Source organism: Clostridium sp. D5 (assembly GCF_000190355.1).
Taxonomy (GTDB): domain Bacteria; phylum Bacillota; class Clostridia; order Lachnospirales; family Lachnospiraceae; genus Faecalicatena; species Faecalicatena fissicatena_A.
In genome coordinates this window covers 311699-336571 of sequence record NZ_GL870810.1, presented here as the reverse complement: position 1 = coordinate 336571, position 24873 = coordinate 311699, and the positions used below count along the sequence as shown (strand labels likewise).

Here is a 24873-nt window from a genome sequence, read left to right as displayed (position 1 = left end):
TCTGCACCTACAACAAAATATCCTGGATATCCTGGATTTGTTTTTCCATCGTAATTATAATAACATTATCTCCTGCCTGAATGCAATCATCACCGTTTGGTATAATGATTTTGCGCTTTCTCGCGATGCATGCAATCAGATTGTTCGCCTTCAGAGACAGATCTTTCAGCGGAATATCCGTATAACTTGTCTGTGATTTTACTATAAATTCCAGTGCTTCTACTTTTCCGTCAACCAGCTGATACATTGTTTCTACATTCGTACTACCCTGGGAATTCCTCCGGGCGCGCACATAACTGAGAATAGCATCCGCTGTGGCAGTCTTGGCCGAAACTATACTGTCCAGACCGAATTCCTGAATCATTCTGGCTCTTCTGTCTTCATTCACTTTTAAAATAATCTTGGAAACACCCTGGCTCTTGGCAAACAGTGACATAATGATATTCTCTTCGTCCATTCCTGTCAGAGCAATCATTGCATCAGCTTCCTGTATTCCCTCTTCGATCAGCAGATCGTGATCCGTAGCATCCCCGTTAATAACTGTAGCCTTTGGAAGAAGTTCGCACAGATTTTCACATTTGCGTTCATCTATTTCAATAATCTTAACCTGCATCCCCATCTTGCAGAGCTGTGTGGCAAGATAAAAGCTCACACGCCCTCCGCCGCAGAGAATAACCCTTTTAATCTTATCTTTTCTCTGTCCCAGCAATTTAAAGAACATCTCTATCTCTACATGAGAAGCGGCAATATGCAGCTTATCTCCTGACCGCAGCACATACTCACCATCAGGAATAAATACTTCCTCTCCCCGTTCTACGGCACAGACAAGAATCTTGATCTGGAATTTATTATACATATCGGCCAGCGACAGCCCGGTCAACCTGCTCTTATCTGACAACGGAAGTTCAATCAGCTCAACCCGCCCCTTAACAAAAGTCTCAACCTTACTAGCATCCGGGAATAATAAAAGCCTGGCAATCTCACCTGCCACAGCCAGTTCCGGATTAACCGCCATACTCAGATGCAGATCCTCTTTTAATATGTCAATCTGCTTGTAATAAATCGGATTGCGCACCCTCGCAATGGTATGCCTTGCCCCCAACCGTCTTGCAACAAGACAGCTCAGCATATTGCATTCATCAGTAGAAGTACAGGCGATCACAAGATCCGCATGCTGAACATCTGCCTCCCTTTGAACAGCCGCACTTCCCCCTTCCCCTGTAACGCAAAAAATATCCAGCCTGTCAATCGCCGCACGCAGCTTCTTTTCATTGCTGTCAATCATTACAATGTCATAATTTTCTGCGGAGAGTTGTTTTGCCAGCTTATAACCGACTTTTCCATCTCCAATAATGACTATCTTCATTTGTCTGCCCTCAACTTCATTCCTTTATTATATTTTTGGTCATTTTCTATAATGGCAGAGCAATTATAGCACTTTATGATAGAAGATACAATCGTTTTCCAGATTTCTTAACAAATAATATCGGGGGCGGGGAGAAAGGGGGATTTTTGGGGTAGGAGGGGTCGCTGTGCGGAATTGGAATATGCCTCTCCCGGGTGCGGTATCAGGGAGAGGCATATTCCAATTCCGCACAGCTGGTCGCATCCTGCCGGCAGTAAAACCCATTTCTTCCCGGGAGGACCTCAACGGGGGAGGCGGATTATGTGGAACTGGTGATACGCTATTTCGGAATTTACGATTCTACGGAGTATCCCTAGAATAAATTGATACTGCCACCCCAAAACCTTCTGGCGCCAATTCTTTTACGCATATCCAACTCAATCCGCTGCCCCCGAAACTGCCGCCCGGATGGCCCAGCCTATGGGACGCGGGATGCTTTGCCGGCGGCGGGAAGGGGTATGCTGATTTTTGAAGCCTCATAGCGTGCACTAGAAGTTCTAGCCGCACAAAAGCCGCATCTTATGGAACCGAGCGTATTCACTTAGAAAGCCGATGCTTTCTAAGCTCAGACGCTCTGGATAATTGATTTGGAGATCAATTATCCTCCATAAGATGCGGCTTTTTCGCGGCTAGAACTTCTGGCACATCGTAAAATAAGTAACTGGGGATTAAGCTGGAATAAATTTTCGAGAGTGCTGCTCCACAAACGCAGGCGTAGCGGGCTACGCTGAGGCTTGTGGGGCAGTGCTATCGGAAATTTAGGCCTGCTTAATCCCCAGTTAATTATTAGACGATGTGCCTGGCTAAGCGGCCGGTTTCAAAAATCAGCATACCACTTCCCGCCGCCGGCAAAGCATCTCGCGTCCCCCAGGCGGACCTTATCCCCCTATGACTCCTCAGCTCTCGCTGCGATTTCTTTTTCCTGTACTTCTGTCGGAGCCTGCTCATATCTTGAGAATTCGTAAGCATATGTGCCGCGGCCTCCTGTCATGGACCGGAGTACGGTGCAGTATCCAAACAGTCCGGTCATTGGAATGTCTGCCTCAATGACCTGCTTGCCGCCTGCAATTGGGTTCATTCCCAGCACACGGCCGCGTCTCTTGTTCAGATCTCCCATAACGTCTCCTGTATATTCATCCGGAACGGTAACCTTTAATGAAGCAATTGGCTCAAGGAGTACCGGGCCGGCTTCCATGAAGCCTTTCTTGAATGCCTGGACGGTTGCTGTCTTAAATGCCATCTCGGAGGAATCTACCGGATGGTAGGAACCATCATACAGAATTCCTTTTACTCCTACTACCGGATATCCAGCAAGAGGGCCTTTTACTACAGAATCCTGCAGACCCTTTTCAACAGCTGGGAAGTAGTTCTTCGGAACAGCTCCGCCGACAACCACTTCTTCAAATATGTATGGTGTATCCAGATCCCCGGACGGTTCAAATCTCATCTTAACATGACCGTACTGTCCATGTCCGCCTGACTGTTTCTTATACTTTGTATCCACATCAGATTTCTTGCGGATTGTCTCCCGGAATGCAACCTTCGGCATCTCCAGTGTTATCTCAACTTTGTATCTGTTTGCAAGCTTGCTTGCCGTAATCTCCAGATGCTGGTCCCCCATACCATAAAGTAAAGACTGACGGTTCTCACTGTCATTGACAGCCTTCAGTGTCATATCCTCGGCCATCATCTTAGCCAGGGCCTGTGAAACCTTATCATCATCTCCTTTATTCTTTACAGCATATTTCATATATGTATATGGGATCGAATAATCTGTCTTCGCATAAGAAACCTGTGTACCCTTTGTAGAAAGCGTGTCTCCTGTTCTGGTGTTTGACAGTTTCGCAATGGCACCGATATCTCCTGCGAACAACTCTGTAACTTCGGCCGGTTTATTGCCGCATATGGTATAAAGCTTGCCTGGCTTCTCTTCTGCATCCGTATCTGCATTGTAAAGGATATCATCTCCTTTTAATACACCGGAACAAACCTTGATAAAGGAATACTTTCCGATAAAGGGGTCGACCATAGTCTTAAAGACATAAGCGGTCTTTGCTTTTGAGAAGTCATAATTTGCTTCAAAAATGTCATTGGTTGTTCTGTTAATTCCTGCACAGCTTCTTCTGTCCGGACTCGGGAAGAATCTTACAATATCTGAAAGAAGATTGGCAACCCCCTGTGCCTGAAGATTGGAACCCATGCCCACGGGAACAATATCCCCGTCCATAACTTCTGTACGCATGGCTGCACGGATCTCCTCAACAGAGAACTCTTCTCCTGCGAAATATCTCTCCATGAAATCTTCACTTGTCTCAGCCACTGCTTCCATCAGAGAATCTCTCAGGATCTCAAGGTTTGGCAGACAGTATTCCGGAATCTCACACTCTTCTCTATGTCCGATGTCCGTATATCTTCTGCCTGCATTCTTGATTACATTGATATAGCCAACCAGCTTCTCATTCTCGCGGATCGGCTGGAAATGCGGAGCAATCTTCTTGCCGTATTTCTTTGTCAGATCCTCTACAACCTGACGGAAACTGGCATCATCCACATCCATCTCTGTCACATAGATCATACGCGGAAGGTTATACTTGTCGCATAGCTCCCATGCCTTCTCTGTTCCGACCTGCACGCCGGCTTTTCCTGAAACCACAATGACAGCTGCATCTGCTGCACTGACTGCTTCCTCAACTTCTCCGACAAAGTCAAAATATCCCGGCGTGTCCAGAATATTAATCTTGGCTTTCTCCCACTCGATAGGAATCAGAGATGTGCTGATTGAAAAACTGCGCTTCTGCTCTTCTTTATCAAAATCACTGACCGTATTAGAATCTGAAATCTTACCCATACGGTTTGTTGCCCCTGATACATACAACATCGCCTCTGCAAGGCTCGTCTTGCCACTCCCTCCGTGGCCAAGCAATACTACGTTTCTAATCTCGTCTGTTCTGTAAACCTTCATGCTGCTGCCTCCTTGTGTGTCGTTATTATGTGCATGGTTCCCATTATACTGGCCGCGCACACGTATTATGTGTATATTGTACTAAAAAAAACAGTCCATTACAACTCCTTTATGAATTTTTAACAAAGATTTTAGGAGGAATTGGAGGGGAATAGTTGGCTAAGGGGCGCGTACGGGGAATGTTTTTCTGGGTTTATCAGTTCTTTTTCTTCCACTTTAGGAGGAAGGCGGAGTTGATGATGACTACTACGGAACCGGCGTTGTGTACCAGGGCGCCTACTATGGGGTTGAGGATTCCGGTCATGGCCAGGATGACCGCTATAAAATTCAGGGTCATGGAGAAGGTCAGATTGCATTTTATCGTAAACATCATTCGTCTGGCGAGCAGGAGAAGGTGGGGGATTTCTTTTACTGCGTCGTTAACCAGTGCTATGTCGGCGGCGTCTACGGCGATGTCGCTGCCAATGCCTCCCATTGCAATTCCTACGCAGGCTTTTTTAAGCGCCGGGGCATCATTGATTCCATCACCTATCATGCAGATTGATTTATTCTCCTTTTGACTGATTTCGATGTAAGTTAGCTTATCTTCCGGAAGACAGTTAGCGCATACTTCCTCGATCGCAAGTTGTTTTGCTATGTGCCGGGCTGCATTGTCGTGGTCGCCGGTTAGCAGAACAGGGGTTATGCCAGTCTGCTTGATTTGTTCAATCATGGCGGAGGATTCAGGGCGCAGTGTGTCTGACAGGGCAAGAAAGCCGGCCAGTTGTCCGTTTATGGCTATATAGATCACGGTGCAGCCTTTATTTAAATACTGACCGGCATCAGCCAGATTCTGGGGGGTATAGAGGATCTGTTGCTCCTTCAGCAGTTCCACATTGCCGGCTATGATTTCTTTTCCGTCCACAGCTGCTATCACACCGCGTCCGGGCAGCATCTGAAAGTGTTCTACAAGTGTAACATCCCTTCCGGAAGAGGTGCGGTAACAACGGACAACAGCTTTTCCGAGCGGGTGTTCCGAACGCATCTCTGCACTGGCTGCCAGAGAGTAAAGGCTTTCTTCCCTAATGTCTGTCAGAAAGCTTTGAACACTGATAACCTGCGGCGTCCCAAATGTCAGTGTTCCAGTCTTGTCAAAAGTGAATTTGGAGACAGAGGCCAGCCTTTCCAGTGCATCGCCCTCGCGCACAAGAAAGCCGTGCCTTGTGGCATTTCCAATCGCGGCCATGATTGCTGTGGGTGTCGCCAGAACAAGCGCGCAGGGACAGAAAACAACGAGAATTGTTACCGAACGGATGACTTCACCTGTGATGAACCATGTCAACGCCGCAGCGGTGAGTGCTATCACAACAATCCATGTGGCCCACCGGTCTGCAAGACCGACTATTTTGGCTTTCCCGGCATCGGCGGACTGAACTAGGCGAATCATGCGCTGGATGGAACTGTCCTCACCTACTTTTGCAGCCTTCATGTCAAAGGATCCGAACTGATTTACCGTGCCGCTGGATACCTCATCGCCCGGCCCCTTGTCTACAGGGAGCGATTCCCCGGTCATCACCGCCTGATTAATGGAAGTCTGTCCTGAGTGTATGACGCCGTCTACCGGAACCGTTTCACCAGGCAGAATACGGAGTAAATCGCCTACTTTGACCTGCTCTGCTGGAATGATCTTCTCTTTTGCGCCCACAATGACCCGTGCAGTTCGGGGCGTCAGATGAACCAGTTTTTCAATTCCCGCCCGTGCCTTAGCCACGGTTAAATCTTCCAGCAGTGCCCCCAGCTGCATAATAAAAGCCACCTCGCCTGCGGCAAAGTCCTCTCCTATGATGACAGACGCAATCAGAGCAATCGATACCAGTACGTCAGCCTTTATATCAAAGGCGGTAACAAGACCCATGACAGCCTCCAAGATAATAGGAATACCGCATAAAAGAATGGCAATCCACGCAGCATCAAAAGGAAGCGGTATCAGGCCGAAAATGCTGCTGATCAACGCCGCGGCTGAAATTAACAGCAGCACAATCTCTTTCTTCGTGCCTCCCCATTCCAAAAATGTTTCTAATCTCTGCATAATGCACCTCCAGTACCCATTGGGGTATAGGTATATTATACCTATAGGGGTATAGGCTGTCAAGGGAATAAAAAAGAAGCCATCCGTATTGACTGGCTGGCTTCTTTCATACATTATTTAATTCATATTAGCAAAACGCTCCACAGCCTTTGTAAAGCTGGCAATCGTCTGATCTGCATCGCCATGTTCAATCCCATCCCGGACACAATGCTTGATATGTCCCTCTAAAACCACCTGCCCTGCTTTGTGGAGCGCAGATTTTGCAGCATTAATCTGGGCCAGAACATCTTCGCATGGGATATCCTCATCAATCATCCGGTCGATCGCCTGAACCTGTCCAATAATTTTCTTTAGCCGCCGATGCAGGTTATCGGCATCCATACACTGTTTCATTCTGATTCCTCCAATACCATAAGGGGTACTTGTATATACTATATCCAAAAAGCAGTAATGTCAATGCTGCGTAACAGTTTAGACTTGTCTGAACTGTTACAATACTGCAGCAAACAGCCTCCTGTCAGGCGTCCCCTTCTTATTTACTTTTTTGTGCCGAGGTGTTAAACTGTTTTTGTATGTTTTACATATGATTTTACTGAAAGGACTTAATCACCATGACTAAAAAAATTGGTTTCATCGGCCTCGGCCTGATCGGTGGTTCTATCGCCAAGGCGATCCGGCAGTACTACCCTGACTATGAGCTTCTGGCCTTTGACAAAAGTAAAGAGACACTGGCTCTTGCAGTCCAGGAAGGAACCATTCAGACTTCCTGTTCTTCCATTGATGAGAATTTCAGAGAGTGCAGTTACATTTTTCTCTGCGCTCCTATCGCTTATAATACTGCATATCTCACTCAGCTTAAGGAGTATATCCATCCGGGCTGCATCCTGACTGATGTGGGAAGCGTAAAGACTTCTATTCATGAAGAGATTATCCGGCTGGGACTGGAAGATAATTTTATCGGCGGACACCCCATGGCAGGCTCTGAAAAAAGCGGATTCGTAAACTCCAAGCCTGTGCTGATTGAGAATGCCTATTATATCCTGACCCCCTCAGCGAAAGTAAAAGAAGAAAAGGTTGCGGAATATAAAAGTTTTGTCGAGTCGCTGAAGGCGCTTCCTATTATACTGGACTATAAGGAACACGATTATATTACAGGGACGATCAGCCACCTTCCGCATATTATCGCATCCAGCCTGGTTAATTTTGTCCGGGATACCGATACGGAGAATGAACTGATGAAGAACCTGGCTGCAGGTGGTTTTAAGGATATTACGCGAATCGCTTCTTCCTCCCCCGTCATGTGGCAGCAGATCTGTCTCAAAAACCAGGAAAATATTTCCCGGATTCTGGGGGATTATATAGAAGTTCTAAAACGTGCAAAGGAGTCCGTGGATGAAGGCGCTGAAAAAGACCTGTATTCCCTGTTTGAATCTTCCAAGGATTATCGGGATTCCATGCCCAACAGCTCTGCCGGACCTATCAAGAAGCTCTTTGCCGTGTACTGTGATATCATTGATGAGGCTGGAGGAATTGCCACTATTGCAACCATATTAGCCAGCAATAATATCAGCATTAAGAATATCGGCATCGTACATAACCGTGAATTTGAAGAGGGCGTTCTGCGCATCGAATTCTACGATGAGAGTTCTTCCGCCAAAGCGGCCGAACTCCTGAAAAAATACCGCTATATCGTCTACGAAGTGTAAGCTGCATAAGAGAAAGGATTATTAAGAAATGGAATTAACTAATATTACAGGATTAAAAGGGGAAGTGAACATTCCAGGTGACAAATCCATCTCCCACCGCTGTGTTATGTTCGGCTCCATTGCGAAGGGAATAACCGAGATTCATAATTTTCTGGAAGGCGCCGACTGTCTGGCTACCATTGACTGCTTTCGGAAAATGGGAATTGATATTCAGCAGTCTAAAGATACCATTACTGTACATGGAAAAGGCCTCCGCGGCCTGTCTGCCCCTAAAGAGATTCTGGATGTAGGAAACAGCGGTACAACAACACGGCTTATCTCGGGGATTCTGTCAGGACAGTCATTTGATTCCAAACTCTCCGGAGATGAATCGCTGAACTCCCGTCCCATGAAGCGGATCATAGAACCACTGACCCTGATGGGGGCAAATATATCCAGCATCCTTCGCAACGGCTGCGCGCCGCTGTACATTACAAAAGGGGATCTCCACGGCATACACTACGAATCTCCGGTTGCCTCGGCCCAGGTCAAATCATGCGTCCTGCTTGCCGGCCTGTATGCAGACAGTGAGACTGCCGTCACAGAGCCAATCCTGTCACGCAACCACACCGAACTTATGCTTGCCGAATTCGGTGCAGATATAACCACAACACATGATCTTGACAGCACGAAAGCAACGGCATCCCTTCGTCCCTGTGAAGAATTATACGGCAGGAAGATAACAGTACCCGGGGACATTTCCTCTGCGGCATATTTCATCGCTGCCGGACTGCTTGTTCCGGATTCTGAGATCCTGATCAAAAACACCGGTATTAATCCGACGCGCGCTGGGATTCTGAAGGTATGTGAAGATATGGGCGGAGACATCACACTTTTGAACGAGCGTACCGAGGGCGGCGAGAAAATAGCCGACATCCTGGTACGCACGAGCCGTCTTCACGGAACCACTGTAGAAGGGGATATCATTCCGACACTAATTGATGAAATTCCGGTCATCTCAGTCATGGCTGCCATGGCGGAAGGAACTACTGTTATCCGCGATGCCGCTGAACTGAAAGTGAAAGAAACCGACAGAATCGAGACTGTCACAGATAATCTGAGAGCCATGGGGTGTGAAGTTACCCCAACATTTGACGGCATGATCATTGAAGGGGGAAAACCGCTTCACGGAGCCACGATTCATACACTTCTGGATCACAGAATTGCCATGGCGTTCAGTATTGCAGCCCTTGTCGCAGATGGCAATACAAATATACTGGACAGCCACTGCGTGGATGTATCTTATCCAACATTTTACGATACCTTCGAACAATTACTGTAGTCCGATAAGTTGGCGCTGGCTGCAGATACTGCGGACGTCTGTTCCAATAAAAACTTTTTTTATTCTGTCTGCTGAATCTCCTCCAGCAGCTCCCGCACGGTCTTTCCGTTTCCTGGGTGGTGTTTGTAAGGCGCGATCTCATGCAGGGGCCTGAGGACAAAATCACGTTTATGCATCTCCACATGGGGAATGCACAATGTTTCCGTTTCCATAATCAGGTCATCGTAAAAGATAATATCCAGATCCAGCGTCCTGGGTCCCCAGTGTATGATCCGCTCCCGGCCGGCATTTTGTTCGATCTTATGCATCTCCTCCAGAAGTTCTGCCGGGGACAGCAGTGTCCTCAGTTCCAGGCAGCCGTTCAGGAAATCATCCTGCTCCGTCATGCCATAAGGCGGAGTAACAAGCCATGTGGACTTTCTGACCACCCGGCACCCCTCTGCGCCATCCAGCATTCTTACAGCGGTATTCAGATATTCTTCCTTATCTCCCATATTAGAGCCCAGAGCAATGTATGCAGTGTGCCACTGCCTCACAATCTTAACAGAAACATATTCCACGGGAAGGCCCACGGGCGCCCACGGCTTTTTCACTTCCAGCTCTATCTTCTCCAGATGCGCTGTACTTTTCAGCAGCTCTTCCGCCAGACATTCTGCCGCCCGCTCAATCAATTTATAGGTATGCTTCCTCATATAGGAATTAATAAACTGGCTGACTTCCCCATAATGGATCGATGACGTCAGGTCATCCGTCTTACCGGCGCGTCTTGTGTCTGTATACAGAACCGCTGAGATCAGGAACTTCTGCCCCAGCACATTTTCCTCCGGAAATACCCCGTGATTGGCAAATACCTCCAGGTTTTCTATTCTAATCTGATCCATATTCCGTCCCTCTATATCTCATGTTCTCTCAGAATGGCTTCCGCCATCTGAATAGCCCGTTTGTTCCCCTTTACATCGTGCACCCGCACAAATGCGCATCCACTCAATATTCCCAGCACGGTCGTCACAAGAGTTCCCTCTTCCCGCTGATCAGACGGCAAATCCAGTGTCAGGCCAATCACCGACTTTCTCGATGTCCCCAGCAAAATAGGATATTCCATGAATTTCAGCCGGTTCAGTTCTTTTATGATTTCCAGGTTCATCTCATACGTTTTTCCGAAACCAACTCCTGGATCAAGGATAATCTTATCTTTTGCAATACCAGCTCTTCTCGCAATGTCTACGCTCTTCTGCAGGTCCATCAGCACCTCCGGCAGGAAGTTTAAATATTCCGCTTTCTCCCGGTTGTGCATCAGACAGCAAGCTGCCTGATGCGTTGCAATCACCTCCGCCATCCTGTCGTCGTATTTAAGTCCCCATATATCATTAACAAGTGAGGCACCGGCCTGAAGTGCTGCCTCTGCTACGCTGCTTTTGTAAGTGTCTATAGAAACCGGAATATCAAACTCCCGATTCAGTTTTTCAATCACCGGCACGACTCTCCCGATCTCTTCCTCCTCCGTGATCCTGACGTGCCCCGGGCGCGTTGACTCTCCGCCCACATCCAGGATGTCCGCACCGTCCTGCACCAGTTCCTGTGCATGGCGAATCGCCGCATCCAGATCATTGTATTTTCCTCCGTCAGAAAAGGAATCCGGTGTTACATTCAGAATTCCCATGATGTATGTACGATGTTCTGTGTCAAACTCTCTGCTGCCTATTCTCATCTTTTATATCAGTCCCTTCACCATTTTATCTCTGTATTCTTTTTCTCACTGCTCCAGTTGCATTCCTTTTCCGCGGGACACGCATAGCATGCCCTGGATAGCTTGTCACTCTCATAAAGCAGCCTGCCAAGTACAGTCATATGATCGCTTCTCCGCCTGTGTTCCAGAATTGCCTGCAGTATTATCTGCCTTTCTTCCATAGTAAATACATCCGCGCCTTCCAGTATCACTTCTGCCGCCTCTTTTCCGGCTATTTCATGCGGAATGCCTTCTTCATACTGACATGCCTTGCCGATATCATGCAGAATCGCCGCTGCATAAATGATCTCTTTTTTCAGTCCAAGTCCCTTCTCCAGGTTTTGGATATAGGCAATCCGGGCCACATCCAGCAGATGCGGCATCTGGTGCCTGCAGAACTGCCGGTTTTGTTCGGCTTCTTCCAGCCTGCGGTACGATGTTAAATACAGCGGATGCTTTCTGATTAATTCTATTTCTTTCATAAATCAAACTCCCGTCTGCTATCTGATTATCTGGAAAAACAGATTGGTCAGCTCCGGATTGTCCAGAAATGCACCTCTCTTGACAATCGTCATGGTCTGGCTCCCCGGCTTTTTTATTCCCCGCATTGTCATGCACATGTGCTCCGCCTCGATCATCACGAGTACGCCTCTGGGCTTCAAATGTTCCATCAGCGCATCCGCAATCTGCCCTGTCAGCTGCTCCTGAAGCTGAAGCCTTCTTGCAAATACTTCCACCGTTCTGGCCAGTTTGCTTAATCCCACTACCTTGCCGTCGGGAATATATGCAATATGCGCCTTCCCATAAAAGGGAAGAAGATGATGCTCACAAGTCGAATAAAAGGTAATATCCTTTTCTACCACGATTTCGTTATTATCTACGTGAAATGTCTTTTTCAAATGCACTGCAGCATCTTCATCCGTTCCGCCATATATTTCCCCGTACATCCGCGCGATACGGTCCGGAGTCTCCTTTAAGCCCTCTCTGCCGGTATCTTCCCCTATTCCTTCCAGAAGAAGCCTCACTGCCTGTTTTATCTTTTCCTGATCTATCATATCTTCTCTCCCATATCCTCAACCAGTTCCATAACCTGCCCCAGATAGGACAGAGAACCGAATGCCAGTATTACATCTTCTTTTTCGGCAGAAGCACAGGCCTCCCTCACAGCCTGTTCTATCCCGCACACGGCTTTTACATCCGGGCAGTAAGGCTTCAATGCCTGCTCCAGTTCACCGGCTCCCAGAGTCCTGCCCGTATCCGGAAGTTCCACTGTGTATATCTTTTCGGCCAGAGGGCCCATAATTGACCCTATTTTCTCATATTCCTTATCCCGGAATACTCCCATAATGAAAATCAGACGTCTGCCCCGGAAATACTGTTCCACAGACTCCTGCAGCTTTAGAGCCGCCTCTTCATTGTGTGCGCCGTCAACGATTACCAGTGGCTCCCGGCTGATACAGGTCAGCCGCCCCGGCCAGACGGTCTTCTCAAATCCTGCCATCACGTCCCGCTTTGAGATCTCATATCCTCTGCTTCTCAGTGCCCTGATTACGCCCAGTACCGTCACTGCATTCGCAATCTGGTATCTGCCGGCCAGGAAAATCCTGATATTTTTCCAGTCCCGGTATGAAAATCTCTGCTCATCCCAGTTTTCTTCTATAATCTCAGCCTCCTCAGGATACAGAATGTACATCCTGCACTTCATCTCTTCCGCCTTCCGGCTGAGTACGTCCATCACTTCCGGCTTCTGCAGTGAAGTGACAACCGTGCAGCCTGGCTTTATAATCCCGGCTTTATTTGCTGCTATTTCTTCCAGAGTTTCTCCCAGGAATCCCATATGGTCTCTGCTGATAGAGGAAAATACGGCAATCTCTGTATTTTTCACAATATTCGTAGCATCCAGCAGGCCTCCCAGTCCGGTTTCCAGAACTACAATATTGCATTTCCTTTTTCTGAAATACAAAAAAGCTACTGCCGTCTCTGCCTCAAAAACAGTGGGGCTGGCCTCACCTTTGGCTTCCATGCGTGCAATAGCTTTCTTAACTTCTTCCACTAATTCTGCGAACTCATCTTCCGGTATCCACTCTCCGTCTATCTGAATCCGTTCCAAATAGGAAACCACTGTTGGTGATACATATCTGCCGGTTCTGTACCCTGCCTCACTTAAAATTGTTGAAGTGTATGCAAGCACAGATCCCTTGCCATTCGTTCCTGCAATATGTATGAACTTCAGGTCATCCTGAGGATTCTCAAGCTCACGCAACAGACCTCGAATCGTATCCAAGCCAAGTACACTTCCGTATTTCGACACTTCGTCCAAATATACCCTTGCTTCTTTATAGGTCACGTTTCCCGTTTCCTTTCCCTATATGTATTATTGTAAGCAGTATTTCATACCACTGCTGTCAATCATAGCACTAAATGCATTTTATCACAAGAGAAAATTATCATCCTTCCCCGCCGTTTTTTATGCCTTCCTTACCCCACAGTAGGCGCCTGGCTCCAGACATCCAGAATGTCCATCACATTCATCGGGCTATCCTGCATGTTCTCACTGTTTTTCGTATTTTCCTCTGCCATCCATGCAAAAAAACTGCCGGGCAGGACAGACCATTCCGATATCTGCTTTATAAAATCTTCTGAAAAATACTTTCCTTGCTGAAACACAGACATAATAATCAGCTGGACACTATTATCCAGCACAAAACCTTTGTACGTTTCCTCTCCGGTCCAGTAATTTTCAAATACATATTTCAGAAATGACAGCAGCCGTCCCACCACCTCATCCAGCGTACCTTCTTCCGCACTCAGAGTCATCAATGTCTGATGCCCGTTCACAGCATCCTCCTCCACATCCTGCAAATCATCCGCAAGCTGAAGAAAAAGGCCAAAGCCCGTTAGAAACAGGATATCCTTCTGCTTCAAATATCCGTCAATCATACACTGATCCACATAAATAGATGCCCCGCCTTTATAGGCCGACATGATCAGAAGCTCTTCCGCCGTTTTTTCTGTCTCCCCCTGCTGCTGAAGGCTTTTTATCTGCGCATCATAAATCATCAGCAGGAAATCATACAACCCGCCGAATATTTTTCTCGGATATACACTCTCGATCGCCTCAACCATAGAAAAAACCTTCTCTTCCAGTTCCTCCCCGGCCTTTGTTTCCAAGCCTTTTAACTTCTGCTCCAGCCTGAAATTAAACGCTGCCTTTTCCCTGCCCGTTTTATCGCCGTCCAGAAAATTATCCGTATAGGGATAAAGCAGGCTGTATCCCCAGATTGCCTCGTGGAACCACCTGTCCGAATCATCTGCCAGACACAGCATAAAAAAGACAAAATAATTTCTCAGTGCCTGTCCCAGATCATCCAGTACCAGTCCCCTGTCAAACACCCTCGTATGCCGTATAAAAGTCCGCGTTGCCTCCAAAAACCCGCTTCTCACATTCCCCGGAAGCTGTCCCAACTGAAACATCACATCCTTATCCATAGCGTCATCCAAAACCTTCTCCACCTTCTCCCGCCACATCTTCTGCCCATAGACAGCCTGAGGAAAACTCTTCAAAAGTCCGTTCATCCGCCCCCAGACTTCCCTGCACCGCGTATCATTCTCACCCTGTTCCCGCGCAGAAACACTCCGAAACATCTCCCCGTCCACCTCCACAGAAATCGTCTTCCAGATATCCGTCACCGACTTTACCGCCGCAGCAACCCCATACAGATCATCCTCCAGAACCGTTTCCCACTTTTCCATACCCGCATCCTCCTGTCACCACCAGTAATTATAACACTGTATTATTCTCCTCTTATCACAACTTCACCTAAAATCAATTCAAAGCTTTTCGCCCCAAAAACGGCTCAGGAAAAGAGTCTCCATGAAAAATCCCATGAAAGCAGTATACCATGATATTCCCCCAAAGACAACAAAGGCACAGTATGTGCGGATGCCTAAAGAGCTCTTGGTGTCCAGCCCCATCCGTCCTCCCCCGTTCAGAATCCCCTCCCGAACAGCCACTCAAAGGTGATTAGGGCGCCCGCCTCTTTGTACCTGAGGATGCGGCGCCGGGCGGAAGGTCTGCCTGTGCCTGCGGATACCTAAAGTGTGCCGTGTTTACGTTGGGATAAAATAGAAAAATCCGATGGACAGACTTTGCTTTACCAAGCAAAGTCTGAGGCGACTAAGGCCCCCAATTATCAAATTGGGGGCTGCATGTCGCCGGTTCCATCAGATTTTTCTATTTTATCCCTACGTAAACTAGGCTAAACGCCCGGCATCCGCAGGCACAGGCAGATCTTCCGCCCGGCGCCGCATCCTCAGGTACAAAGAGGCGGACGCCCTAATCACCGTCTCCCCGGTCTGTTCGCTAATTCACTTTATTATGAAGCAGTTTATGTTCTTTCCCTTTCAGTATCCCATCATAAGCCGACATTACAATAGGATTCTGGTTTGACAATTTGATCTGTGCCAGGCTGTCGATCTTATAAAGCCCTTCCAGTCTTGCCTTCTTCGTTCTAGGTCCGATCGGCACCGGCTGTCCGCCTCCGGCGATACATCCTCTCTTACATGCCATGACTTCCACGAAATCATAGTACACCTCTCCTGCTTTCATCTTATCCAGCACTTCGGATGCAGATTTCAGGCCATTCACAACCGCAATTTTTACTTCTCTGTCTCCCAGTTTTACCTTAGCTTCCTTGATACCGTCCACACCGCGCACTCCGGTAAAGCTGATTGCTTCCAGATCCTCTGATCTGTTGCTGTTTACAAGACGACGCAGCACTGCTTCTGTAACACCGCCGGTTACTCCGAAGATTGCTCCGGCACCGGATGACAGGCCGAACGGCATATCCAGCGCTTCCGGCTTCACCTGTGCAAGGTCGATTCCGGCTTCCTGAATCATACGGGTAACCTCAGTGGTAGTCAGAACATAGTCCACATTCTGCTCTCCGTCCGTAAAGTGCTCAGGTCTTGTAATTTCCGCTTTTTTTGCCGTACATGGCATAATCGAAATCACCATAGTCTTTCTGGTGTCCTCTTCTGCCTTCATGCGCGCCTCTTCCTTAATCAGTGCTCCGAACATCTCCTGCGGAGAACGACAGGATGAAATATTCTTTCGAAACTCAGGATATTTCTTTTCGCAGAACTTCACCCATGCCGGACAGCATGAAGTGAAAAGCGGAAGGTTCTCCCCTGACTCCAGGCGTTCCAGCAGTTCTTTGGATTCCTCCATAACAGTCAGATCCGCACCAAAGTTCGTGTCGTATACTTCGTCAAAACCGATGCGGCGCAGAGCTGCCACAAGGCGTCCCAGTACATTTTCCCCTTTTTTGATGCCGAACTTGTCCCCGATCGCCACACGGACTGCCGGAGCAATCTGAACAACTACACGGGTATTCTTATCACACAGCGCATGCCATACCGGTTCTACGTTCTGTTTGATTGTGATCGCACCCGTCGGACATACCGCACGGCACTGTCCGCAGCCTACACAGTCCGTCTGTGCCAGGTCTTTATTAAATGCCGGTGTCACCTGCATCTTGGAACCGCGGAAAGCAAAATCCAGGATACCCAGGCCCTGAATCTCATCACAGGTTCTGACACAGTCACCGCAAAGTATACACTTATTCGGATCTCTCACAACGCATTCGGATGTGGTATCTCTTTCCAGCTGCTTTTTGTTGTTTTCGAACCGCACGTCCATGATTCCGAGCTGTCTGGACAGCTTCTGCAGTGTACAGACACCATTTTTTGCACAGGTTGTACAGTCACGGCAATGGGAAGCCAGAAGCAGCTCAATGATCATCTTTCTGTGATGCTGCAGCCTTGGCGTGTTTGTATAAATCACCATTCCGTCCCGTGGTGTCTCGGAGCAGGATGCAAATATTCTTCCTCTGTCATCTTCTACTACGCACATACGACAGGCGCCGTAAGTGGAAAGTTCTGAATGATAGCAGAAAGTAGGAAGGTCAATTCCCGATCTGCGGATGACGGAAAGAACATTCTTTTCATTCGTAAAGGCGACCCTTCTGTTGTTGATTGTCATATAACTCATGTTCGTTTCCTCCTACCCTTCAATATGTATCGCACCAAATGCACAGGCGCTCTCGCAGGCACCGCACTTAATACATTTTTCATTATCAATGACATATGGTTCTTTGATCTGTCCGCTGATGGCTCCTACCGGACAGTTTCTCGCACACTTGGAACATCCCTTGCAGCGTTCGGCACTGATGATAAACTGCCTCATTGCCGTACAGTTATGGGATACACATTTCTTTTCAACTACATGCTGCTCGTACTCTTCTCTGAACAGCTTCAGCGTACTGACAACAGGCAGTGCCGCGCTTTTGCCCAGGCCACACAGTGCGGTATCCGTAATTGTATTTGCCAGTTCTTCCAGAAGATCCAGGTCTTCCATTTTTCCGTTTCCGGCAACGATTCTTTCCAGAATCTCCAGCATACGCTTCGTACCTTCACGGCACGGAACACATTTTCCGCAGCTCTCGTTCTGGGTAAAGTTCATGAAGAATCTTGCGACTTCTACCATACAGGTATGATCGTCCATGACAACCAGCCCGCCGGATCCAATCATGGCTCCCATCTTCTTCAGGGAATCGAAATCCAGATTGATATCCAGATGAGGCGTAATCAGACATCCGCCGGATGGTCCGCCGATCTGTACCGCCTTAAATTCTCCGTCTCCTTTGATTCCGCCGCCGATATCATAAATAACCTCGCGGAGGGTAGTTCCCATCGGAACCTCAATCAGTCCGGTATGCTTAACGCTTCCTGTGAGGGCAAATGCCTTCGTTCCGGGGCTGCTCTCCGGTCCGATGCTCTTAAACCAATCCGCACCTTCGTTAATAATCATGGGTACGTTTGCAAATGTTTCTACGTTGTTCAGTACCGTCGGTTTCGCGAACAGTCCCTGTTCTACAGTTCTTGGAGGTTTAACACGCGGCATACCGCGGTTTCCTTCTATAGATGCTGTCAGAGCGCTTCCTTCTCCACAGACAAATGCACCTGCGCCTCTGTTGATATGTAAGTGGAAGGAAAAACCGGTTCCCAGAATGTCATCTCCCAGCAGTCCACACTCTTCAGCCTGTGCAATTGCCAGTTTCAAACGGCTGATTGCCAGAGGATATTCTGCACGTACATAGATGTACCCCTCTGATGCTCCCACAGCGTAAGCCGCAATCATCATTCCTTCTATCATCTTATGAGGGTCACCTTCCATGATGCTTCGGTCCATAAATGCACCCGGATCTCCCTCATCACCGTTACAGACTACGTAACGCTCTTTTTCCTGCTGTCTTGCAACCTGTGACCACTTATAACCGGTCTGGAAACCGCCGCCCCCGCGTCCGCGCAGATTGGATTCCGTGATCTCCTGGATGACTTCCTCCGGCTTCATATTAAACAGCACCTTCTCCAGCGCCTCATATCCACCCGTGGAAATATACTCCTGTATATGTTCAGCATCAATCTGCCCGCAGTTTTTCAGGACATTTCTTGTCTGTTTTTTATAAAATGGAATCTCGTCCTGCTTCTGGTACTCGATCCCGTCCTGCTTGAATAACAGATGCCTGATCGGCTCTCCCTTTTCAATGGTCCGGTGGAAGATCTCATCGCAATCCTCAAGCTGTACCTTTGTATACAAAATTCCCTGCGGTTCGATTCTCATCAGAGGTCCCATCTCACAGAACCCATGGCATCCGCTTTTCTTAATGCCGATTTCCCCGTCACCATGTGCAATCTCTTCTCCGAAATGTACTTCCACATCCGGATTCTCCTCTACCAGTTCACACATTCTCTTGTAAATATCGCCGGAGCCGCCTGCCAGACATCCTGTACCCGCACAAATCAGCACTCTGCATTTACTGTCTTCTATCCGTGCTTTCGAAGCTTCACGAACCTGTCCGAGAGCTTCTCTATTTCCAATTCTTTCCATACTTTTAAGCTCCTCTCAACTCGCGAATTAAATCAGCTGCCGTATCCGGTGTCATCGCCGGATATACCTTGTCATTCACCGTCAGTACCGGTGCCAGCCCGCAGGCTCCAAGACAGGAAACTGTTTCCAGCGTAAACAGCATATCGTCTGTTGTTGCTTTTTCTTTGGAAAGCCCCAGCTCGCTATAAAGCCGATCCAGGATCGGAATCGATTTACGCACATGACAGGCTGTTCCGTCACATACCTTAATGATATATTTTCCTTTTGGTTCAAAAGAAAAATTCTCATAAAATGTTGCTACACTGTAAGCCTTTGCTTCATTAATCCCAAGCTTCCCTGCCACATAACTCAAAAGCTCAGGCGGCAGGTAACGGTATTCCGTCTGAATGTCCTGAATAATAGGAATCAGTGATGCCTGTTCTGCCCCATGTGACGCTATGATTTCATCTGCCTTGTCATAGTAGGTCTGATCTAACATGAGATACCTCCTTAAACTGTGTTTATAAGACCTCAAAAACCTTATAAACTGTACTTTTGTATGATATAGTTAAAATTTTATCAATCACTGTTCATTATATGGTAAATACACCTTTTAATCAATAGAAAAAACAACATTTCCCACGAATATTTCATAAAGTACATGAGCTTCAGTCTTGGGGGCGGGCGGAGGGGGACGCTTACCGGAAACCGGGACGGGCTGTGAAAAGCACCTGTCCTGTTGGAAATACGGCCGCTGCGCCAAGCAGCAGTAAGAGGAAATCCGCAAAATCAGCCGGAACCAAACGCATTCACCGTTTAATCTGGTGATTAAACGCCTCAGGCGTTTTAAAAAGCTGCTTCGGAAGCAGCTTTTTTCCGGCCGATTTTGCGGATTTCCTCTAACTGCTGCTATGCTCGCTAAAAGCATTTCCAACAGGACAGGTGCTTTTCACAGCCCGTCCCGGCTCCCGGTAAGCTGGTGCATCCGGACGGCAGGAAAGATTCGTTTTACGGTTGGGGGCTCAGACCGGGGCGGCGGATGGAGATTGAATTGATGGAGCTTGAATATCTCCAGTAAGGTTTTAATTGTTTTTATACGTTATGAAGTTGAATGATTTTTAAGTTATATCCGCCCATATCTTTAATAACCTACTGGGGATTTAAAAGTTACACCGATTCAATTTCCATCCGCTGCCCCCGTTTGAGGCCCCACCCCAGGGGGCGAATTTACTCTTCCCGCTGGATGCACCAAGCTTCATGAAGGGATAGCCGTGAGCCTCCAGAAGAACATACCTGTCCTTTCAAAAACGCTAAAACGAACCTTAGAAATTCCTGGTGGGAAATAGCCATGAAAATGGAGAGATTTTTTGATTCCGAATCAAAAAATCAGCTGACCCAGCGCGGGAAATCATCGGATTTCGCGTGATGTGTCAGCTGTGCTCCATTTTCGCGGCTGTTTCCCGCCTGGAATTTCTTAGGTCCGTGTCCGCATTTTTGAAAGGACAGGTATGTTCTTCTGGAGGCTCACGGCTATCCCTTCATGAAGCGCCCCCGTCCGTCAACGAGGCTAAAGCTCGTTAACTAGATTCTGATTTGACATATACTGGCCGATATGTTACATTAAGTGTATTATTTGAATTAGTACACTTCACACACTACCCATTCAGGAGGTCCGCATGATAAACATTGATTATCAAAGCAGAACGCCAATCTATGAGCAGATCGTGGAACGTTTCCAGATGCTCATTTTAAAAGGCGTATTAAAACCAGACGACCAGATGCCCTCCGTCCGTTCCCTTGCCCTTCAGCTGTCCATTAATCCGAATACAATCCAGAAGGCTTACGCCCAACTGGAGCAGCAGGGTTATATATCCGGTAAAAGGAAGGGGCAATTTTGTTTCAGGCACTGGCCAGCTCGCTAAGCAGAAAAAGCTTGCATTTTTTGAAGATCTGAAAAACCTGGTCTTTTATGGCAGGGAAATCGGAGTTACACTTGAAGAATGCAGCCATTTTATTGACCAGTTTTATAAAAAGGAGGTTCTGCATGATTGAATTAAATAATATAGACAAGACGTTCCAGAATATCCATGCAATAGATCATGTCACAGCATCGATCAGTGAGGGGATGATCTTTGGCCTTGTGGGAAGCAACGGTGCTGGAAAGAGTACTCTTCTGCGCCTGATTTCAGGGATTCTTAAGCCGGACAGTGGGGCTCTTCTGGTAGACGGACAGACTGCCTATGAGAATCGAAATGCCAAAGAAAATGTCTGCTTTCTCTCGGATTCGGCCTACTTCTTTCCTAATGCAACCCCTGCCGCCATGCGGGATTACTATGCAATGGTCTATCCTCAGTTCGACAGTAAGGCCTTTGACAGTCTAGTTGAAAAACTGGATATCGCGCTCACCAGAAAACTGAACACCTTTTCCAAGGGGATGAAAAAGCAGGTTTCTCTTCTGCTGGGGCTCTGCACAGGCACAAAATATCTGCTCTGTGATGAGACATTTGACGGGCTGGATCCGGTCATGCGCCAGGCTGTAAAAAGCCTGTTTGCCTCAGAGCTGATGAAGCGTGATTTCACCCCGGTCATCGCATCCCATAATCTCCGTGAGCTGGAGGATATATGCGACAGCATCGGCCTGCTGCACAAGGGGAAGCTTCTTCTCACCCAGGATCTGGATCAGATGAAATACCATGTCCATAAAATCCAGTGCGTCCTTCCCGATGAAGCCAGAGAACAGCAGCTTCTACAGGAACTGACAGTTCTGCAGTATGAAAAATCCGGTTCTCTGATGCTGATTACCGCAAGGGGCACAAAAGAAGCCCTTCTTGACTGTGTGAATAGAAAGTCTCCTGTATTTGCAGAAATACTGCCATTAACTTTAGAAGAAATCTTTATCAGTGAAACGGAGGTAGCCGGCTATGACATCAAAAATCTCATACTTTAAATTTATAGAATCCGATATCAGGCACCGCGGATGGCTTGCTGCCCTAAATGCGGTTCTGCTGTTTCTGATACTTCCTGTCTATACTCTGCTTTCCTTTGACAACTTAAAGACGCAGGGCTGGTATAAGGCCGGCAGCGAAGAATTCAGTAATTGGGCAGGCAGCACCTTTCCCGGATTTTTCAATGGTTATACCAACCGGTATTTTGCCGGGTTGATCATCATTCTGGCTATTTTATGTGCAGTAACGGGATTCTCCTATCTGCATTCCAGAGATAAGCAGGATTTCTACCATTCCATGCCTGTCAGACGCGTACAGTGGTTTGCCATCTCTTACTGGAGCGGCATAATCCTCTTTATGGTACCCTATCTGCTGTTCGCACTCTCTGCGCTGCTGATAGGCCAGGCGCACGGAATTATGAACACAAGCGTTTTGTCAAGCTGTCTGTTTTCCATGCTGGGAGCAATCCTTGGCTTTCTAATCTGCTACCACACCAGCATATTGGCCATGTTTCTGACCGGACGCATTGTAACAGGAGTGCTTGCTTCACTGGTTCTTCTTGTATACGGAAACATAATTACGATTCTAATGGACGGGCTTGCCGCCAAATTTTTTAGCACATGGGTCAGCCGTTCACCAATCGTCCTGCAGGAAATCATCGGATACATGACCCCTGCAACTCTATTTTCATGGATATTACGCACCACTATCCGGCACACGGCATCACCAGTGATACTTATCAGCGCTGTTCTTTGTGCCGCCGTGCTGCTTGGCGCCGCACTTCTGATCTATAAATATTATCCGGCTGAAGCGGCGGAGAATGCGCTTGCATTTCCCAAATCGGCTCCCGTTGTCAAGTTTCTAATCGCGGTGCCGACAGCATTATTTATTGGCCTGTTTATTGATACATTCAGTGGCGGAAGCGGCTCCTTATGGATTATCTTTATCAGTATATTTACGGTTCTCCTGCTCTGTCTGCTGATCGAATTTATTTATCATCAGGATTTAAGGCAGCTTTTAGCGGGAAAAGTTTCATCTGCACTTTCACTTTGTACTGTAGTGGGAATCCTCTGTATCCTGCAGTTTGACCTGTTTGGATACGACAGTTACCTCCCCAAAGAAAACAAGCTGGCCGATATGTCCGTATATACCGATAATTTTTCCGGTTATTTCGCCTATCCTGAAAGCTATAAAGGGGTATCCTATGACCAGCTAAATGCGCCCGGCGCTGTCATCACCGATTACCAGGCTATATACCAGCTGGCTGCTGAGGGCATAGAAAATCTGAAGCAGGGTATTACCCCTCAATGGATCAATCGTGGATCCGACACAGAGGACACGGCCGTTGTCACCATGCGTTACGGACTCTCAAACGGGAAAGACGCATACCGCCAATACGCTGTTGATAAGACAGCGCTGCTCAATGCGCTGAAACAGGCATGTGAAAGCGAGACGTACCGAAAGGAACTCTTCCCCGTCTTCCATCTGAATCAGGAAGAAATCAGAGGGGTTTCTCTGCAGGATCTCTATTACCAGCCTGCTGCTATGACCCTGAGTAAGGAGGAACAGAATCAGCTGCTGGATGCATACAAAAAAGATGTCCTGAACGCAGACATTTCTGAGCTGCAGTATGATTCACCGCTGGGTGAGCTTCAGGTAGAAATACCTGACATATATGCTGCCGAGCAAGTATCCGGAAAACAAGTCCCCAATATACGTTTCGGACAGTTTTATATCTACCGCTCTTACACGAACACACTGAGCATGCTTGAAAAGTACGGATATAAACTCCGGACCGAAATCAGTCCCGAAGATGTCGCAGTCATGACCTACTATCCGAACGAGAACACTGTTAGCGGAGGCGTATATACAAAGGATGCTGCAGCCGATTATTCAACAATTAATGCACAGAAATCATCCTACGATTATTCCTTCGGTGACGGAATCCCGGTCACCAGCCCTGAGGAAATCCAGAAACTCCTGGATCAAATCAGCTATGACGAGTGCAGCGGCCTGCTCGGGAACTACAAAACACCAACCGGATCCGTAGAAATTACACTGAATGGAAAGGCTTATCCTAATTCCTATGCGGTTTATGGGGAGTGAGGGGTGTTGGCAAGGGGGGACGCTGTGTGGAAGTGGAACAGGGCTCTCCTGGATGCGGAATTAGGGCATAAGTGCCCTAAAAGACGCATCCAGGAGAGCCCTGTTCCACTTCCGCACAGCTGGACGCATCCTGTCAGAAGTTACCCGTCACTTCCCGGGAGGGAACCTGGACGGGAGCTGCGGATTGAGTTGGACTGGTGGTGCAAAAACTCTACAGGATAAATTTAATGGAGCTTTATGTTGGCTCTCTAGGCATTTATTATTCAGTTAAGTTTTATCAACTGAAAGGCACAATACGTTTACAATATAGATATCATAAATCTTTTTTTAACATACAATTTTTCTGCTGATTCCCCCTATATTTCCTCTGCAAAATTCATCATAAAATCCGCAGCCAACCAATACACTTCCCCTGCCGCTCCCCACCTTCATTTCAGCACCAATCCGCCTCCCCACCCAGCGATTCCCACCGGATGTTATTTTCCTCCCGTCCGGATGCGCTCAGCCTGCCTGCGGCGGGGCTTCAGGGGCTGCGGGGGGAGAGTTTTGTGCTGCTTTTTGGAAGCATAGAGTGCGCTTACAAATCCTTAATAAAAACCATGCCGGATGGAAAGGCTAAACTCTGCTTCCGAAGCAGAGTTTAAGGCGGCCTGAGCCGCGCAATTCATCAGAATTGCGGGGTGAATGCCGCCGGTGCCTTTCCA

18 protein-coding genes are annotated in these 24873 nt (G+C 47.7%); 5 read left to right on the top strand and 13 right to left on the bottom strand.

The features are described from left to right. Positions 1 to 7 precede the first annotated feature (7 nt). The 4 genes from trkA to HMPREF0240_RS07875 all read right to left on the bottom strand — a co-directional run bounded on the left by trkA (position 8) and on the right by HMPREF0240_RS07875 (position 6828). A complete protein-coding gene (trkA, locus tag HMPREF0240_RS07890; protein ID WP_009002918.1) occupies positions 8 to 1366 on the bottom strand; it encodes a Trk system potassium transporter TrkA in 1359 nt (452 codons plus the stop codon). 925 nt (positions 1367 to 2291) lie between these two features. Further along, positions 2292 to 4367, bottom strand: a complete 2076-nt coding sequence (locus HMPREF0240_RS07885; RefSeq protein WP_009002917.1) for an elongation factor G — start codon at positions 4365 to 4367, stop codon at positions 2292 to 2294. Between the two features lie 196 nt (positions 4368 to 4563). Beyond that, a complete protein-coding gene (locus tag HMPREF0240_RS07880; protein WP_009002916.1) occupies positions 4564 to 6435 on the bottom strand; it encodes a cation-translocating P-type ATPase in 1872 nt (623 codons plus the stop codon). 117 nt (positions 6436 to 6552) lie between these two features. Then, entirely contained in the window at positions 6553 to 6828 is a 276-nt protein-coding gene (locus HMPREF0240_RS07875; protein WP_009002915.1) for a metal-sensing transcriptional repressor, read from the bottom strand. A 218-nt stretch (positions 6829 to 7046) separates the two neighbouring features. Here HMPREF0240_RS07875 and HMPREF0240_RS07870 point away from each other — a divergent pair, with 218 nt between their 5' ends. Both HMPREF0240_RS07870 and aroA read left to right on the top strand, forming a co-directional pair. Further along, on the top strand, positions 7047 to 8141 hold the full coding sequence (locus HMPREF0240_RS07870) for a prephenate dehydrogenase (RefSeq protein WP_009002914.1): 1095 nt from the start codon (positions 7047 to 7049) through the stop codon (positions 8139 to 8141). A 28-nt stretch (positions 8142 to 8169) separates the two neighbouring features. Then, positions 8170 to 9462, top strand: a complete 1293-nt coding sequence (gene aroA, locus HMPREF0240_RS07865) for a 3-phosphoshikimate 1-carboxyvinyltransferase (protein ID WP_009002913.1) — start codon at positions 8170 to 8172, stop codon at positions 9460 to 9462. A 59-nt stretch (positions 9463 to 9521) separates the two neighbouring features. Here aroA and folK read toward each other — a convergent pair whose 3' ends face one another. The 9 genes from folK to HMPREF0240_RS07820 form a co-directional block, all read right to left on the bottom strand. Then, positions 9522 to 10343: a 2-amino-4-hydroxy-6-hydroxymethyldihydropteridine diphosphokinase gene (gene folK / locus HMPREF0240_RS07860; RefSeq protein WP_009002912.1), complete on the bottom strand. Its 822-nt coding sequence runs from the start codon at positions 10341 to 10343 to the stop codon at positions 9522 to 9524. Between the two features lie 11 nt (positions 10344 to 10354). Next, positions 10355 to 11170 carry a dihydropteroate synthase gene (gene folP / locus HMPREF0240_RS07855; RefSeq protein WP_009002911.1) on the bottom strand — a complete coding sequence of 272 codons (816 nt, stop codon included), beginning with the start codon at positions 11168 to 11170 and terminating at the stop codon, positions 10355 to 10357. A 17-nt stretch (positions 11171 to 11187) separates the two neighbouring features. Next, the gene (locus tag HMPREF0240_RS07850; protein WP_009002910.1) at positions 11188 to 11670 is read right to left on the bottom strand and encodes an HD domain-containing protein; all 483 of its coding nucleotides are present in this window, start codon (positions 11668 to 11670) and stop codon (positions 11188 to 11190) included. 18 nt (positions 11671 to 11688) lie between these two features. Further along, complete coding sequence (gene folE, locus HMPREF0240_RS07845) at positions 11689 to 12240, bottom strand: GTP cyclohydrolase I FolE (protein WP_347462572.1); 552 nt, start codon at positions 12238 to 12240, stop codon at positions 11689 to 11691. Continuing rightward, positions 12240 to 13535 carry a folylpolyglutamate synthase/dihydrofolate synthase family protein gene (locus tag HMPREF0240_RS07840; protein WP_009002908.1) on the bottom strand — a complete coding sequence of 432 codons (1296 nt, stop codon included), beginning with the start codon at positions 13533 to 13535 and terminating at the stop codon, positions 12240 to 12242. Before HMPREF0240_RS07840 ends, folE begins: the two co-directional genes overlap by 1 nt. 131 nt (positions 13536 to 13666) lie before the next feature. Then, positions 13667 to 14941 carry a class 1 isoprenoid biosynthesis enzyme gene (locus tag HMPREF0240_RS07835; protein ID WP_035312648.1) on the bottom strand — a complete coding sequence of 425 codons (1275 nt, stop codon included), beginning with the start codon at positions 14939 to 14941 and terminating at the stop codon, positions 13667 to 13669. A gap of 610 nt (positions 14942 to 15551) precedes the next feature. Next, entirely contained in the window at positions 15552 to 17240 is a 1689-nt protein-coding gene (locus HMPREF0240_RS07830) for a [FeFe] hydrogenase, group A (RefSeq protein WP_009002906.1), read from the bottom strand. Positions 17241 to 17252: 12 nt separating this feature from the next. Then, positions 17253 to 19139 (bottom strand): NADH-quinone oxidoreductase subunit NuoF, encoded by a 1887-nt coding sequence (gene nuoF / locus HMPREF0240_RS07825; protein ID WP_009002905.1) that lies wholly within the window; start codon positions 19137 to 19139, stop codon positions 17253 to 17255. A gap of 4 nt (positions 19140 to 19143) precedes the next feature. Then, positions 19144 to 19617 (bottom strand): NAD(P)H-dependent oxidoreductase subunit E, encoded by a 474-nt coding sequence (locus HMPREF0240_RS07820; protein WP_009002904.1) that lies wholly within the window; start codon positions 19615 to 19617, stop codon positions 19144 to 19146. Between the two features lie 1177 nt (positions 19618 to 20794). Between HMPREF0240_RS07820 and HMPREF0240_RS07815 the strand changes: the two genes are divergently transcribed. The 3 genes from HMPREF0240_RS07815 (at position 20795) to HMPREF0240_RS07805 (ending at position 24169) form a co-directional block, all read left to right on the top strand. Further along, positions 20795 to 21040, top strand: a complete 246-nt coding sequence (locus HMPREF0240_RS07815; protein ID WP_009002903.1) for a GntR family transcriptional regulator — start codon at positions 20795 to 20797, stop codon at positions 21038 to 21040. Positions 21041 to 21162: 122 nt separating this feature from the next. Continuing rightward, positions 21163 to 22065, top strand: coding sequence for an ABC transporter ATP-binding protein (locus HMPREF0240_RS07810; RefSeq protein WP_009002902.1), 903 nt, complete (start codon positions 21163 to 21165; stop codon positions 22063 to 22065). Further along, positions 22040 to 24169: a DUF6449 domain-containing protein gene (locus tag HMPREF0240_RS07805; protein WP_009002901.1), complete on the top strand. Its 2130-nt coding sequence runs from the start codon at positions 22040 to 22042 to the stop codon at positions 24167 to 24169. The genes HMPREF0240_RS07810 and HMPREF0240_RS07805 overlap by 26 nt, the downstream gene beginning before the upstream one ends. Positions 24170 to 24873: the final 704 nt, after the last annotated feature.